11 protein-coding genes are annotated in these 15,300 nt (G+C 49.9%); 4 read left to right on the top strand and 7 right to left on the bottom strand.

What is annotated here, in order from left to right; all coding sequences use genetic code 11:
* Positions 1-186 precede the first annotated feature (186 nt).
* The 5 genes from hslU to priA all read right to left on the bottom strand — a co-directional run bounded on the left by hslU (position 187) and on the right by priA (position 6,608).
* On the bottom strand, positions 187-1,521 hold the full coding sequence (gene hslU / locus JK154_RS15235) for an HslU--HslV peptidase ATPase subunit (RefSeq protein WP_211993416.1): 1,335 nt from the start codon (positions 1,519-1,521) through the stop codon (positions 187-189).
* Positions 1,522-1,530: 9 nt separating this feature from the next.
* Positions 1,531-2,061, bottom strand: a complete 531-nt coding sequence (gene hslV, locus JK154_RS15230; protein ID WP_211993415.1) for an ATP-dependent protease subunit HslV — start codon at positions 2,059-2,061, stop codon at positions 1,531-1,533.
* Positions 2,062-2,149: 88 nt separating this feature from the next.
* A complete protein-coding gene (ftsN, locus tag JK154_RS15225) occupies positions 2,150-3,127 on the bottom strand; it encodes a cell division protein FtsN (protein WP_211993414.1) in 978 nt (325 codons plus the stop codon).
* Between the two features lie 83 nt (positions 3,128-3,210).
* Complete coding sequence (gene cytR / locus JK154_RS15220) at positions 3,211-4,245, bottom strand: DNA-binding transcriptional regulator CytR (protein WP_211993413.1); 1,035 nt, start codon at positions 4,243-4,245, stop codon at positions 3,211-3,213.
* A 167-nt stretch (positions 4,246-4,412) separates the two neighbouring features.
* Entirely contained in the window at positions 4,413-6,608 is a 2,196-nt protein-coding gene (gene priA / locus JK154_RS15215) for a primosomal protein N' (protein ID WP_211993412.1), read from the bottom strand.
* Positions 6,609-6,815: 207 nt separating this feature from the next.
* Between priA and rpmE the strand changes: the two genes are divergently transcribed.
* Positions 6,816-7,031, top strand: coding sequence for a 50S ribosomal protein L31 (rpmE, locus tag JK154_RS15210; RefSeq protein WP_211993411.1), 216 nt, complete (start codon positions 6,816-6,818; stop codon positions 7,029-7,031).
* A 102-nt stretch (positions 7,032-7,133) separates the two neighbouring features.
* Here the strand turns inward: rpmE and metJ are convergent, their stop codons facing one another.
* A complete protein-coding gene (metJ, locus tag JK154_RS15205; protein WP_008457553.1) occupies positions 7,134-7,451 on the bottom strand; it encodes a met regulon transcriptional regulator MetJ in 318 nt (105 codons plus the stop codon).
* Between the two features lie 273 nt (positions 7,452-7,724).
* On the opposite strand from metJ, the gene metB reads away from it, so the two are divergent.
* From metB to metF, 3 genes are all read left to right on the top strand, one after another.
* Complete coding sequence (gene metB / locus JK154_RS15200) at positions 7,725-8,885, top strand: cystathionine gamma-synthase (RefSeq protein ID WP_211993410.1); 1,161 nt, start codon at positions 7,725-7,727, stop codon at positions 8,883-8,885.
* 2 nt (positions 8,886-8,887) lie between these two features.
* Positions 8,888-11,320, top strand: a complete 2,433-nt coding sequence (locus JK154_RS15195) for a bifunctional aspartate kinase/homoserine dehydrogenase II (RefSeq protein WP_211993409.1) — start codon at positions 8,888-8,890, stop codon at positions 11,318-11,320.
* A 218-nt stretch (positions 11,321-11,538) separates the two neighbouring features.
* Entirely contained in the window at positions 11,539-12,429 is an 891-nt protein-coding gene (metF, locus tag JK154_RS15190; protein ID WP_211993408.1) for a methylenetetrahydrofolate reductase, read from the top strand.
* Positions 12,430-12,570: 141 nt separating this feature from the next.
* On the opposite strand, the gene ppc is transcribed toward metF, so the two are convergent.
* The gene (gene ppc / locus JK154_RS15185) at positions 12,571-15,222 is read right to left on the bottom strand and encodes a phosphoenolpyruvate carboxylase (RefSeq protein WP_211993407.1); all 2,652 of its coding nucleotides are present in this window, start codon (positions 15,220-15,222) and stop codon (positions 12,571-12,573) included.
* Positions 15,223-15,300: the final 78 nt, after the last annotated feature.

The raw sequence follows: 15,300 nt of genomic DNA, 5'->3' as shown, positions 1-15,300 counted from the left end.
ATAAAAAAGGGTTATGGATTACCCTTTAAGGTTAATAACAAACAGGAATAATTGTTATCAGTAATAGTAATGAGATGATTGTAGACGGTTAAGTATAAATCCAGGAAACCCTATTTTCATTTCGTCTGTTTAAATGAAAGGGGAGGCAAAGGCCTCCCCAAAAAAATAAAATGTGCCCACTGGGCGTTACAGAATAAACCGACTCAGGTCTTCATCTGCAACCAGCTCATCCAAGTGCTTACTGACATAGTCGGCATCAATAAGAATAGTTTGCCCACTCAGTTCACTGGCATCGTAAGAGATATCTTCTACCAGACGCTCAAGTACTGTATGCAGGCGGCGAGCACCGATATTTTCGGTGGATTCATTGACCTGCCATGCAGCTTCAGCAATACGACGAATACCGTCATTGGTAAAATCGATACTCACTCCTTCCGTTGCCATCAGTGCTTTATACTGTACGGTAATAGAAGCATTTGGCTCGGTCAGAATACGCTCGAAATCTTCCACCGTCAGGGCTTGTAATTCAACACGGATAGGCAGACGACCCTGCAATTCAGGGATTAAGTCAGAAGGGCTGGCAACCTGGAAAGCACCGGATGCGATAAACAGGATATGGTCAGTTTTAACCATGCCATGTTTAGTGGACACCGTGCAGCCTTCCACGAGTGGTAGCAGGTCACGCTGCACGCCTTCGCGGGAGACATCAGGGCCGGAAGCATTACCACCACGCTTACAGATTTTGTCTATTTCATCAATAAACACAATACCGTGTTGTTCAACCGCGTCGATAGCATCCTGTTTTAGCTCTTCTGGGTTGACCAGTTTTGCAGCCTCTTCTTCTATCAGTAACTTCATCGCATCTTTGATTTTCAGCTTACGAGGTTTCTGTTTCTGGCCACCAAGGTTCTGGAACATGGACTGTAACTGGCTGGTCATCTCCTCCATTCCTGGAGGTGCCATGATCTCTACACCAAGTGGTGCTGCAGCAAGGTCGATTTCAATTTCTTTATCGTCGAGCTGGCCTTCACGCAGCTTTTTACGGAAACTCTGACGAGCCGCAGAGGGTTCTGCTTGCGCTTCAGACTGGCCCCAGTTATTTTTGGCTGGTGGGATCAATGCGTCCAGAACACGTTCTTCGGCCATCTCTTCAGCCCGGAAGCGGTTTTTCTCAATAGACTGTATGCGCACGATTTTGACAGCCGCATCCGTCAGGTCACGGATGATTGAATCTACTTCCTTGCCGACATAACCGACTTCGGTAAATTTAGTCGCTTCCACTTTGATAAATGGCGCGTTAGCCAGTTTTGCCAGGCGACGAGCAATTTCTGTTTTACCCACACCCGTTGGCCCGATCATCAGGATATTTTTTGGTGTCACTTCATGACGCAGCTCTTCACTGAGCTGCATACGGCGCCAGCGGTTACGCAGTGCGATAGCAACTGAACGCTTGGCGTTATCCTGGCCAATAATGTGTTTATTTAGCTCGCTGACAATTTCGCGTGGAGTCATTTCAGACATGGGAGATCCTTACGCCTTAGACGATAATTCTTCAATAGTGTGGAAATGGTTGGTGTAGATACAGATGTCACCGGCAATCCCCAGCGATTTCTCAACAATATCACGAGCACCTAATTCTGTGTTATTCAGCAGCGCACGGGCGGCTGCCTGGGCATAGGGCCCACCTGAACCAATAGCGATTAAATCATCTTCTGGCTGAATAACGTCACCATTACCGGTGATAATCAATGAGGCATTTTCATCTGCAACGGCCAGCAAAGCTTCAAGCTTGCGCAGCATACGATCGGTACGCCAGTCTTTTGCTAGCTCAACGGCAGCTTTCACCAAGTGTCCCTGGTGCATTTCGAGTTTACGCTCAAAGAGTTCAAACAGTGTAAAAGCATCCGCAGTACCACCGGCAAAGCCTGCAATCACTTTATCATTATATAAACGACGCACTTTTTTGACATTACCTTTCATCACGGTATTGCCGAGAGTCGCCTGGCCATCGCCACCGATTACTACTTTGCCGTTACGGCGTACACTTACTATTGTTGTCACGAGCAGACCCCTTTGCATCAGCTAAATTTCAGCCCTGTGCGACGCACAGGACATAATTCAGTTATAAATGGGGGAGGTTTTTAGGGTTTCAACCCCCGAAAGCGAGACGAATGCAGTTAGCGTGCCCCGCGATTTTTAGACGATTGATAGTGTTGTCCGCGTTTTCCTTGCCTTTCAAGGGGCCGATCACCACACGATTCCAGCCATTATTGGCTGTAATATGGGAATCAAAGCCTTCAAATGCCAACTGAGCGCGTACTGTTTCAGCCTGTTCACTTCCTTTGAATGAACCACACTGAACCATCCAGCGTTTCTCATCTTTTTTTACCTGGGGTTCTGCTGCCCGTGGTGCCGGTTCAGGTTCACGGGTGACAGTGGTGACCGGGGCCGGGGCCACTTCACGTGGCACAGGCTTGGTTTGTTGAGTATGGGGAGGGGGTTGTACAGCATCTTGATAGGGCTGTGCCGTAGTATTATTACCCGCAGTTCTCGGTGGCTGACTCTGCACCACTCGGGGCTGTTGCACTGTTTTTTCCACGACCCGCGGTTGCGTGCGAGGTGCTTCCACTACCCGGGGGGATGTTTGGGGCGTCACGGGCTGTGACTGGTATTGGGACTGTTTCTGGCGCTGGGCCGTCGTCTGTTCATTCCACGGAACTTCACTGAGCTGAGTCGGCTGCTGTCGCATGTCAGATTGCATTTGTTCCAGTAACTGACGTTGCTCATCAGTCAGCTGGCGTGAGTTTATTACTTCACCCCCCGCCGTTGGCTCTGTTGGCGTGCGCACCCCTGTCTGGCGATTTTCCAGTTCTTTAATATAACGCCAGCGTTCTTCTGGTTTCGGTGGCAGACCATTTGTCGTTTTATGGCCAGGAATGACACTGACTTCTTCGACTTTGCGATGCGTAATGAAATAAAGAGCGCTGACGAACGCCACTACCGCTGCTGCTGCAATGATGACCATTGCAGGAGAAACAGAGGAACGGCGTTGCGTTTTACGGGAAGTACTCTTTTTGCGCCGCGCACTGGGTGATTGCGCGCGGCGTACATAATCTCGTTGTGCCACTTATGCTGTCTTCATTCGTTTAATAGCCCCCTATGTTACTTAAGGGACAGGTCTTTGACCAGTTTATGCGAGTGCAAAGCGGCTCATTTTCCTTTGCCTGGTGGGCTGGTACTGCCACGTTCAACCAGAACGCACTCCAGCAGACGGGATCCATTGCTGACGGTGTGCCCTTGCAATTGCTCCAGTAACAGGAGCATAGCTTCCTTACCAATACTGAAGCGGGGCTGTGCAACAGTAGTGAGAGGTGGATCACAAAATTTAGCCTGGGCAATATCATCAAACCCCATAATTGACAGGTCTTCTGGCACTCTAAGCCCGTGATGCTTGGCACAGGATATTGCGCCCATGGCCATCACATCGGTATGGCAGAAGACAGCCGTAGGGGGCTGAGGCAGTGCCAGTAGCTGTTCCAGCGCAGTAGATCCGGCCTCAAAGGTAAAATCACCCCGAGCAATATAATGTGGGTCAACGTCAATACCGTTGCGACGTAATGCCTGGATATAGCCTTGTGAACGATAGCGACAATGAGGCATTTCTTCCGGGCCAGCAATACAGGCAATACGTTTATGTCCCAGCTTCTGTAAATAAGAGACGGCATTAAAAGCGGCTGTCAGGTTATCTATATGGACAGTGGGTAATTCAAGTTCGGGAGCGAACTCATTCGCCATTACCATAGGGGGAAGATGGCGCTGATCTTCTTTGCTGGCACCAAAAGGCAGGTGAGAACCTAGCAGTAACATTCCATCTATCTGCTTCGTGATGATAAGGTCAATAAAGGTCTTTTCTTGTTGATTCTGGTGAGCGCAATCGCCAATCAGGACCAGATATCCGTGGCTGGCTGCGGTGATCTCAATTCCGCGGATAATCTCACTAAAAAAGGGATCACAAATATCTGGAACAATGACCAGTAACGTTCGTGATTCATTACGTTTGATATTTCTGCCTAAAGAGTGAGGTAAGTAGCCGACCTCAATAGCGGCTTGTTCCACGCGATGACGGGTATGCTGGGATACTTTATCAGGGTTCATCAGCGCGCGTGATACTGTTGCTGTCGAGACTTTAGCCCGGGCTGCAACATCCTTCATGGTGGGATTTTCCACCGGTTTAGTCGGCTTCAACGTCTTCCTCCTTACGGGTGCTACGCTGCCACCAGCACATCCGGTGTTAATGGCAGAACCCCCCATTCTTAGCAGAATAAACCGGCGCACAGTTACAATAATTTCATTAAAAATGTGATGGATATTTAATTTTTCGATCTACTTCTCATAACCTGACACTTATTGTGCTAACTCTCGATCGGATCAACGTCGAGCATCCATTTGACCTTACGTGCTTCTGGCAGGGTATTGATCAAGACAAGCGTATGGCTGATCAGTTTCTGTAATCTGGCCCGGGAAGGGTGCTGAAGCAGTAGTTGCCAGCGAAAGCGCCCCCCTCGCTTGGCTTGCAGTGCGGGAACAGGGCCCATGATCCAGAGCTGATCATCATGCAGAGGGCTGGCTTCCAGCAAATTACGCAGTTGCTGCAGAAACAGTGCTGCCTGACGATTATTCTGGTCTTCGGCACGGAACATCACATGGCTGGTGAACGGCGGCAAAAAAACAGCCTCGCGCTCTTTCAGGGTTTCACTGGCAAAAGCGTCATAGCCTTTAGTGAGCAAAGTTTGCAATAACGGATGTTCCGGGTGATGCGTCTGCAGTAATACTTCCCCTTGTTTCCCCGCGCGCCCGGCACGTCCAGAAACTTGCACATAAAGCTGGGCAAAACGTTCTGCCGCGCGAAAATCACCAGAGAAGAGCGCGCCGTCGACATCCAGTAAGGCCACCAGCGTGACATCGGGAAAATGGTGTCCTTTGGCTAACATTTGGGTACCAATCAGAATGCGGGCTCCACCTTGATGTACCTCTGCCAGTTGCTGTTCTAGTGCACCTTTACGGCTGGTCGTATCACGGTCAATACGTGATATGGGAATATCAGGAAATAATGGTTGCAGGCTATGCTCAAGTTGTTCAGTACCCATACCGACAGGGAGCAGATGGGTTGATCCACATTGTGGGCATTGACTGGGAATAGCGCGCTGGCTGTCACAATGATGGCAGCGTAGCATTCGTTGCCCCTGATGCAGGGTGTAATAGCTATCACAACGCGTACACTCGGCAATCCAGCCACAATCATGACATAACAGCGCAGGGGCATAACCGCGGCGGTTAAGAAAGAGGATAACTTGGTTATTTGCGGCTAAATGCTTACCGATACTTTTAATCAGTGCGGGCGACAGGCCTGATGTCAGGGTCTGCCCTTTGAGGTCAATCACTTGCTGCGTCGCAGGTGTGGCATTACCGGCACGCCTGGTCAGGCGTAACTGGCGGTATTTTCCTCGCTGAACATTGTGCAGTGTTTCCAGCGCTGGGGTTGCTGAACCCAGAATAATGGGAATGTCTTCGGTATAAGCACGATAAATGGCTAAGTCACGGGCGTGATAACGCCAGCCATCTTGTTGTTTATAAGAGGCATCATGCTCTTCATCTATCACAATCACCCCAAGACGATTAAAAGGGGTAAACAGAGCAGAGCGGGTACCAATAACAATAGCCGCTTCCCCGTTGCGTGCTTTTAACCAGACATTCAGCCGTTCACTGTCATTTAAACCGGAATGTAATACTTCCACTGGGGCATTGAAACGTTCTCTGAAGCGGGCAATAGTTTGCGGTGTCAGGCCTATTTCGGGTACCAGCACTAAAGCCTGTTTACCCTGGGCCAGCACATTTTCCAGGACACTGAGATAAACCTCTGTTTTACCAGAACCCGTGATCCCCGCCAGCAGCCAGCAAGAGAAATGCCCCGCATCACTATGTATTGCGCCCACCGCGGTTGCTTGCTCGGTATTAAGTTTTAATCGTTCCCCCGTTACGGCGTAATTTTTACGCCAGTCTTCACAATCCGGGGTGGCACTATGCAGTTCACATAATCCTTTGGCTTTTAATGCCTGGAGAGCAGTTTCATTGATCTCAAGGTGATTCTGATGACGCCAAATATTTCCCTGGCGCAGTGCGGCCAGGGCTTGCTGCTGTTTCGGCGCTCGTTTCAGGCTATTCAGGTCGATAGCTTTACCCTGATCAGTGGCAAACCAGTACCACAATGGCGCGTGATGGGCTGGTTTTCCCTGACGTAATAGAATGGGCAGAGCATGAAACAGAACTTCGCCAATCGGATAGTGGTAGTAATCAGCGGCCCATAGCAGCACACGCCACAGAGGCATGGGGAATAAGGGCGTGTTATCCAGAGCCAGGGAGATTGGTTTAAGGTTTTCTACCGCCAGTTCACTGTGTTCTTTTATCGCCATCACGATACCCATAGCTTGACGCTGTTTACCAAATGCGACTTGCACCCGGCAGCCTGCGGTGACCTGTATTCCTTCCGGAATCAGGTAATCAAAGGTGCGAGCGAGTGGAACCTGAAGGGCGACTTGGGCGATAAGCATGAAAACATCCTGACAGGAAAAATGACGTAATAGTGTACACTGCACACCGCTAAAAATGCGGATCAGTTTGCACCTTTAGTGGTGGTTCTGTATAATATGCCGCCTTTGGTGTTCAATTCGAATATCCAAATTTATCCATTTATTAACATCGCGTGGTGTCCGGCGTTAGGGCTGGAAGAGCGACGCGGCCTTATATTGAGGTTTACCATGAAAAAGAATATTCACCCGAATTACACTGCGATTACTGCAACTTGTTCTTGCGGTAACGTTATCAAAACCCATTCTACACTGGGTCACGATCTGAACCTGGACGTGTGTGGTAACTGCCACCCATTCTATACTGGTAAACAGCGTGTTGTTGATACCGGTGGTCGTGTTGAGCGTTTCAACAAACGCTTCAGCGTACCAGGTGCCAGCAAATAAGTTTGCACCCGGAAAGAAAAAGGCGCCGTTGGCGCCTTTTTTGTTTTTGTCGTTTAACCCATTCAAGTCAGAAAGGTACTCAGGAGTACCTCTTGATGTAAATTAATATTCCCACGTGTCGGGATCAATTCCCAGCTCGCGCATAATAACCTTGGCATCTTCCGGGATCTCATCACTGCGTTCTTTACGCAGGTCTGCATCGTTCGGTAACGGTTGGCCGGTAAAAGCGTGCAGAAAAGCTTCGCACAGCAACTCACTGTTTGTCGCATGACGCAGGTTGTTAACCTGTCGACGTGTTCGTTCGTCAGTAAGGATCTTTAATACCTTCAGAGGAATGGAAACCGTAATTTTCTTTACTTGTTCACTCTTCTTACCGTGTTCAGCGTAGGGGCTGATATACTCGCCGCTCCATTCAGCCATGAGATACCTTAGTCCTCTTAATCTGTGAAAATAACCTAACACCACCTGACAGCGCGATATTAGCGATAATCTTTTTTGTTCGTTTAACCAATAGAATAAACGGTTTTGCTGCGTGAAACTAAGACGCAGACACCTAAAACAGGTAATTTTAGCGGGTATTTGGATTTTGCTCAATCTACACGCAAAGCAGTTTAGATGTCCAGATGTATTGACGTCTATATTGTCCTTGTTTAATCTGGAGCCAGTTTTCTTCAATGACTCAGGTGAGGCTCCATGACGCGTAAACAGGCAACGATAGCAGTACGCAGCGGTTTGAACGATGATGAACAGTACGGTTGTGTGGTGCCACCAATCCATCTGTCCAGTACTTATAATTTTACCGGTTTTAATGAACCGCGCGCTCACGACTATTCGCGACGTGGTAATCCAACGCGTGATGTAACACAGCGAGCCCTGGCTGAGCTTGAAGGTGGTGCTGGTGCTGTACTCACCAATACTGGCATGTCTGCCATCCATTTAGTGACTACCGTATTTTTAAAACCGGGTGATTTATTGGTTGCCCCCCATGACTGTTACGGCGGCAGTTATCGTTTATTTGATAGCCTGGCAAAACGTGGTGCTTATCGGGTGTTGTTTGTGGACCAGGGGGATGAACGTGCACTGCAGGCTGCTCTGGCAGAAAAGCCGAAACTGGTATGGGTAGAAACGCCAAGTAATCCCTTGTTGCGTGTCGTTGATATTGAAAAAATTTGTGTGGCAGCACGTGACGCTAGTGCGATCAGTGTCGTGGATAACACCTTCCTGAGCCCAGCCCTGCAAAACCCACTGGCGTTAGGCGCTGACTTGGTACTCCATTCTTGTACTAAGTACCTGAACGGTCACTCGGATGTCCTGGCTGGTGTAGTTATTGCAAAAGATCCCGAACTGGTGACGGAACTGGCTTGGTGGGCTAATAACATTGGTGTAACCAGCAGTGCCTTTGATAGCTATTTGCTATTACGTGGTTTGCGCACCCTCTCGCCACGTATGGAAGTCGCCCAGCGTAATGCCCAGGCAATAGTCTCCTTCCTGCAACAACAACCTTTAGTGAAAAAGTTGTATCATCCCTCTTTACCGGGAAACCAGGGGCATGAAATTGCCGCGCGTCAGCAGAAAGGGTTTGGGGCGATGCTGAGTTTTGAACTGGAAGGCGACGAACAAACGCTACGCCGTTTTCTGGATAGTCTGACGCTGTTTACCCTGGCTGAGTCACTGGGTGGTGTGGAAAGCCTTATTTCCCATGCTGCAACGATGACTCATGCGGGAATGGCGCCAGAGGCGCGCGCTGCTGCCGGTATTTCTGAGACGCTATTACGTATTTCCACAGGAATAGAAGATAGCGAAGATTTAATTGCTGATCTGGAAAATGCTTTTCGGATCGCTGCTGAGGGGTAAGCATGAGTGTTTCAGCACCAGCAGGGGCGTCAGTTCGTCAACTGCATAAGTTTGGTGGGAGTAGTCTGGCCGATGTGAAATGCTATCTGCGAGTCGCAGGTATCATGAATGAGTATTCACGGCCTGGTGACTTAATGGTGGTTTCCGCCGCCGGAAGTACCACGAACCAGTTGATCAATTGGCTCAAGCTGAGTCAGAGCGATCGCCTGTCTGCGCATCAAGCACAGCAAGCATTGCGACGTTATCAAAGCGAACTTATCACGGATTTACTTCCACCTGAGCAAGCCGAAGCGTTAGTGGGGGAGTTTATCCATGATCTTGAGCACCTTGCTGGGTTGCTGGATACAAAAATCACCGAGGCAGTTTATGCTGAGGTGGTCGGTCATGGTGAGATTTGGTCTGCCCGTTTGATGTCTGCGGTACTTAATTTGCAGAACATTGAAGCTGTCTGGCTGGATTCCCGTCAGTTTCTGCGAGCAGAGCGCGCGGCCCAGCCACAGGTTGATGAAGCGCATTCCCGCCCGTTATTACAGAATATACTGGTGCAACATCCCCAGAAACGCTTTGTCGTCACTGGGTTTATCTGTCGCAATGATGCGGGGGAAACGGTGTTGCTGGGGCGGAATGGTTCTGACTATTCCGCGACACAGGTGGGGGCACTGGCAGGCGTCTCCCGGGTAACTATCTGGAGTGACGTTGCTGGGGTATACAGTGCTGATCCGCGTAAGGTTAAAGATGCCTGTCTGTTACCTTTACTGCGTCTGGACGAAGCCAGTGAGTTGGCTCGCTTGGCAGCACCAGTACTACACACCCGTACGTTACAACCCGTATCTGGTAGCGACATAGACCTGCAATTACGTTGCAGCTATACCCCGGAGCAAGGCTCGACCCGTATTGAACGGGTGCTGGCCTCTGGCACAGGGGCACGTATTGTGACCAGTCATGATGACGTTTGCCTGATAGAACTGACGCTTCCAAGCCAACAAGATTTTAACGCACTGAAAAAAGATTTGGGGCAGATCCTTGAACGCCATCAGATCCGTCCCCTGGCCGTGGGATCACACCCTGATCGTAACTTACTGCAATTTTGTTATACCAGCGAGTTAGTGCACAGTGCATTACACACTCTTGAGAGTGCCGGATTGCCCGGCAAATTTAGCCTGCGTAACGGGCTGGCGTTAGTTGCAATTGTTGGGGCTGGTGTATGCCGTAACCCACTCCATAGTCATCGTTTCTGGCAGCAGTTAACCGACCAGCCGGTTGAGTTTACGTGGCAGTCAGAGGAGGGGATAAGCCTGGTTGCGGTATTGCGCACAGGCCCGACTCAAAACCTGATCCAAGGGCTGCATACCTCATTATTCCGCGCTGAAAAACGTATCGGATTGGTGCTATTTGGCAAGGGCAATATTGGTTCACGCTGGCTTGAACTCTTCGCCCGTGAGCAGAAAACACTCTCTGCCCGTACCGGCTTTGAATTTATTCTTGCGGGGGTCGTGGACAGCCGCCGCAGTTTGCTGAATGAAAAAGGGCTGGATGCCAGCCATGCTCTGGCTTTTTTCAATGATGAGGCAACGGAACTGGATGAAGAGTCTCTGTTTCTGTGGATGCGTGCTCACCCCTATGATGACTTAGTGGTTCTCGACGTGACGGCGAGTGAACAGCTGGCTAACCAGTATCTTGATTTTGCCAGCTACGGTTTTCACGTGATTAGTGCGAATAAGGTAGCGGGTGCTGGAAACGGTCATCAGTATCGCCAGATTCGTGACGCTTTTGAGAAAACGGGCAGCCACTGGTTGTATAACGCCACCGTGGGCGCTGGCCTGCCGGTTAACTATACGGTACGTGATCTGCGCGATAGCGGCGACTCGATTCTTTCCCTTAGTGGTATTTTCTCCGGGACGCTCTCGTGGCTCTTCCTGCAGTTTGATGGCACGGTGCCCTTTACTGAATTGGTTGAGCAAGCCTGGCAGCAGGGATTGACGGAACCAGACCCGCGTGTGGATCTGTCTGGTAAAGATGTGATGCGCAAACTGGTCATCCTGGCGCGTGAAGCAGGGTACGATATCGAACCCGATCAGGTACGGGTTGAATCATTGGTTCCTGCCGGAAGTGAGGATGATTCTATCGATCACTTTTTTGAGAATGGTGATGCGCTAAATGAACAGATGATACAGCGCTTTGAAGCAGCCCAGGAGTTAGGGTTGGTACTGCGCTATGTTGCCCGTTTTGACGCAAATGGTAAGGCGCGCGTAGGGGTCGAAGCCGTGCGTGCGGAGCACCCGCTGGCAGCGTTGCTCCCTTGCGATAATGTCTTTGCCATTGAAAGCCGTTGGTATCGTGATAATCCGCTGGTGATCCGTGGTCCTGGTGCAGGGCGTGATGTCACCGCGGGAGCGATACAGTCAGACGTCAACCGCCTGGCACAATTGCTGTAGTTCTCCTCCCCTCCAGACTCTGGGGGGGAGTGACTCTGTTGTCGTGGCCCCCCCTGCCTGACATGAAAAAATCGCATCATGTTTGAGAATTAATCAAAACGTATAACGAGATTTCTGTTGACGCTTTACTGCTTTTACGTCATCTTTTATTTAGACGTCTAAACGTCTGGATAGAAAAATATAATATATAATAACGATGCGATTGATGAGGTAAAGGTATGAGCTTTTTTCACGCCAACCAGCGGGAAGCATTGAACCAAAGTCTGGCGGAAGTCGCCGGGCAGATTAACGTCTCCTTTGAATTTTTCCCGCCACGTACCAGTGAAATGGAGCAGACCCTCTGGAGCTCCATCGACAGACTCAGCAGTCTGAAACCCAAATTTGTTTCCGTTACCTATGGGGCCAACTCAGGGGAGCGTGAACGGACCCATAGCATTATCAAAGGCATTAAAGATCGAACAGGTCTTGAGGCTGCACCCCACCTGACCTGTGTTGATGCGACCCGGGATGAATTACTGGGTATTGCACGTGACTACTGGGATAACGGGATTCGTCATATTGTTGCCTTACGTGGCGATTTGCCGGAAGGCAGCGTGCGACCCAATATCCATGCAGCGGATCTGGTGTCACTGTTAAAGGAGGTGGGAGATTTTGATATCTCTGTGGCTGCCTATCCTGAAGTGCATCCCGAAGCGAAAAGTGCACAGGCTGATTTGATTAACCTGAAGCGCAAAATTGATGCCGGGGCTAACCGTGCTATTACTCAGTTCTTTTTCGATGTGGAAAGTTACCTGCGTTTTCGTGACCGTTGTGCCGCGGCAGGGATTGATGTGGAAATCGTACCCGGAATTTTGCCCGTCAGTAATTACAAGCAACTGCAACGTTTTGCCCCTATGACGAATGTGCGCATCCCACACTGGATGCAAAGCATGTTTGAAGGGCTGGATGATGATGCTGAGACCCGCAAGCTGGTGGGAGCGAATATTGCGATGGATATGGTGAAAATTTTAAGTCGCGAGGGGGTGAAAGATTTCCATTTCTACACCCTTAACCGTGCTGAGATGAGTTACGCCATCTGCCATACCCTGGGGGTGCGCCCGGCACCTTAATGCATGGGCGAGAAAGCCATGTTGCTATCTGAAAAAGGGAAAAGCGATGCTTTTCCCTTTTTGCGACAGGCGAACAGGACAGGCTGGTCAAATAAGGTACCGAGCGGTAAGCATCTCGGTACCGAATCAGGAACTCGCTGCTTAACCCGTATTACGCATCCCTGCCGCAATACCTGCAATCGTCACCATGAGTGCTTGTTCAACACGTGCATCAGGGGTTTCACCTTTTTCATCAGAAAGACGTGAACGCGAAAGCAACTCCGCCTGAAGCACGTTCAGTGGGTCGGTATAGATATTTCGGAGTGTGATGGATTCAGCAATCCAGGGCAAATCGGCCATCAGGTGGGAATCATTGGCGATATCCAGGACCACTTTAATATCCGCAGCAAGCTGATCACGCAATTGTTTACCCAGTGGCCACAGTTCTGATGTCACCAGACGCTGATCGTAGTACTCCGCCAGCCACAAGTCGGCTTTGGCGAAAACCATCTCCAGCATGCCTAAACGGGTCGAGAAGAACGGCCAGTCGCGACACATGGTTTCGAGGATATCTTGCTTGCCATCTTCGACCACTTTCTGCAGAGCGGCACCGGCACCCAGCCAGGCAGGGAGCATCAGGCGGTTCTGGGTCCAGGCAAAAATCCATGGGATAGCGCGTAATGACTCCACGCCACCATTTGGACGGCGTTTCGCCGGGCGTGAACCTAATGGTAGTTTACCGAGCTCCAGCTCTGGTGTGGCGGAACGGAAATAGGGTACAAACTCTTTATTTTCACGAATATAGCCACGATACATTTCGCAAGAAATGGCGGACAGTTCTTCCATGATACGGATCCAGTCTTGCTTGGGCTCCGGCGGTGGCAGCAAGTTTGCTTCCAGAATGGCACTGGTATAGAGCGACAGGCTACTGATAGTGACTTCAGGCAAGCCGTACTTGAAGCGGATCATCTCCCCTTGTTCTGTTACTCGCAGGCCGCCTTTCAGGCTACCAGGAGGCTGAGAGAGCAATGCCGCATGGGCCGGAGCACCACCACGACCAATAGAGCCGCCACGACCATGGAACAGTGTCAGTGCAATACCAGCTTTTTCACAGGTTTTTATCAGTGCGTCTTGGGCTTCATACTGTGCCCATGATGCTGCCATTACTCCCGCATCTTTAGCGGAGTCAGAGTAGCCAATCATGACCATCTGCTTGCCCTGAATAAAGCCACGATACCAGTCGATGCTCAGTAGCTGCGTCATGACATCGTCAGCATTGTTCAGATCGTCCAGCGTTTCAAACAAAGGCGCTACAGGCAGGGCAAAGGTACAACCCGCTTCTTTGAGTAGCAAGTGAACAGCCAGTACATCAGAGGGTGTTTTTGCCATAGAGATAACATAGGCAGCAATAGAACCCTGTGGGGCTTCTGCCACCACTTTACAGGTTTCCAGAACTTCCTGGGTATCCGGGCTGGGTTCCCACTGGCGTGGTAACAGCGGACGTTTAGAATTCAGTTCACGGATCAGGAAGGCTTGTTTGTCAGCTTCTGACCAGCTTTCATAATCTCCAAGACCGAGATAGCGGGTCATTTCACCCAATGCTTCGGTATGGCGAGTACTTTCCTGACGGATATCGATACGCACCAGAGGGACACCAAAGCTTTTTACACGACGTAGTGTATCGAGCAATTGACCATTAGCGATAATACCCATCCCGCAGGCCTGCAGGGACTGATAACAGGCGTAAAGCGGAGCCCAAAGCTGCTCGTTTTCGGTAATCAAATCCTCAGGTTTTGGCAGGCGTTGCCCTTTAAGGCGGGCTTCCAGCCAGGCCTGGGTTGATATTAATTGCTGACGCAGCCCCTTCATTATCTGACGGTAGGGTTCTTGATCTGCGTTTTCTCCGGCCAGCGCGCTGAGTTCTGGCGTACATCGCACCATCGACAATTCAGAAACCAGCACCTGAATATCACGCAGGAACAGATCGGTTGCTTTCCAGCGGCTCAATAACAGGACATGGCGGGTAATATCAGCCGTCACATTGGGGTTACCATCACGATCTCCCCCCATCCAGGACGTGAAACGAACAGGGACGAAGTCTACGGGTAATTTGTAGTTCAGCTGTTCTTCAATTTGTTCATTCAGTTCCCGGAGGTAGTTTGGTACTCCTTCCCACAGGCTGTTTTCTACGACAGCAAAGCCCCATTTAGCTTCATCCACTGGGGAAGGGCGTTGCTTACGAATTTCATCTGTATGCCAGGCCTGGGCCAGTAGCTGGCGCAGACGACGCATTATCTGGTTACGTTCGTAATCTGCAACATCGCTGTGGTCGAGTTGCTTCAGGCAGTTATTTACTTCGACCAGTTTGTGAATCAGAGTCCGGCGGGTAATTTCAGTCGGGTGGGCTGTCAGTACTAATTCCAGAGACAGGGATTCAACGGCATGTTTAATATCATCTTCACTGATGTTAGGCTGTTCTTTTAATTTTTTCAGTGTGTTAGCTATGACTTCCGGGCTACCAGCCGCTTCACCATTAGCGGAAATACTGTGATATTGTTCGGCGGTATTCGCCAGGTTCAAAAATTGGCTGAACGCGCGGGCAACGGGTAGCAGTTCATCATTAGAGAGATTCTGTAGCGTCGTTAATAATTCCTGGCGATTCGCTTCATTACCTGCACGGGAAGATTTAGACAGCTTACGGATAGTCTCGACACGATCGAGAATATTTTCTCCGAGCGTGTCTTTAATCGTATCTCCGAGCAGTGTACCGAGCATACTGACATTACTTCGCAAAGCTGAATAACGTTCGTTCATAAGATCAAGACCCAATCTAATATGTGACTTAATTTCACCCGTGAAGGTTCAACACCGCCTTTTATAAAGCCACGTCAT

Source organism: Citrobacter sp. JGM124, assembly GCF_018257795.1.
In the GTDB taxonomy this organism is placed as follows: domain Bacteria; phylum Pseudomonadota; class Gammaproteobacteria; order Enterobacterales; family Enterobacteriaceae; genus JGM124.
The sequence above is the reverse complement of the archived record's forward strand: the minus strand, read 5'-3'. Positions and strand labels throughout refer to the sequence as shown.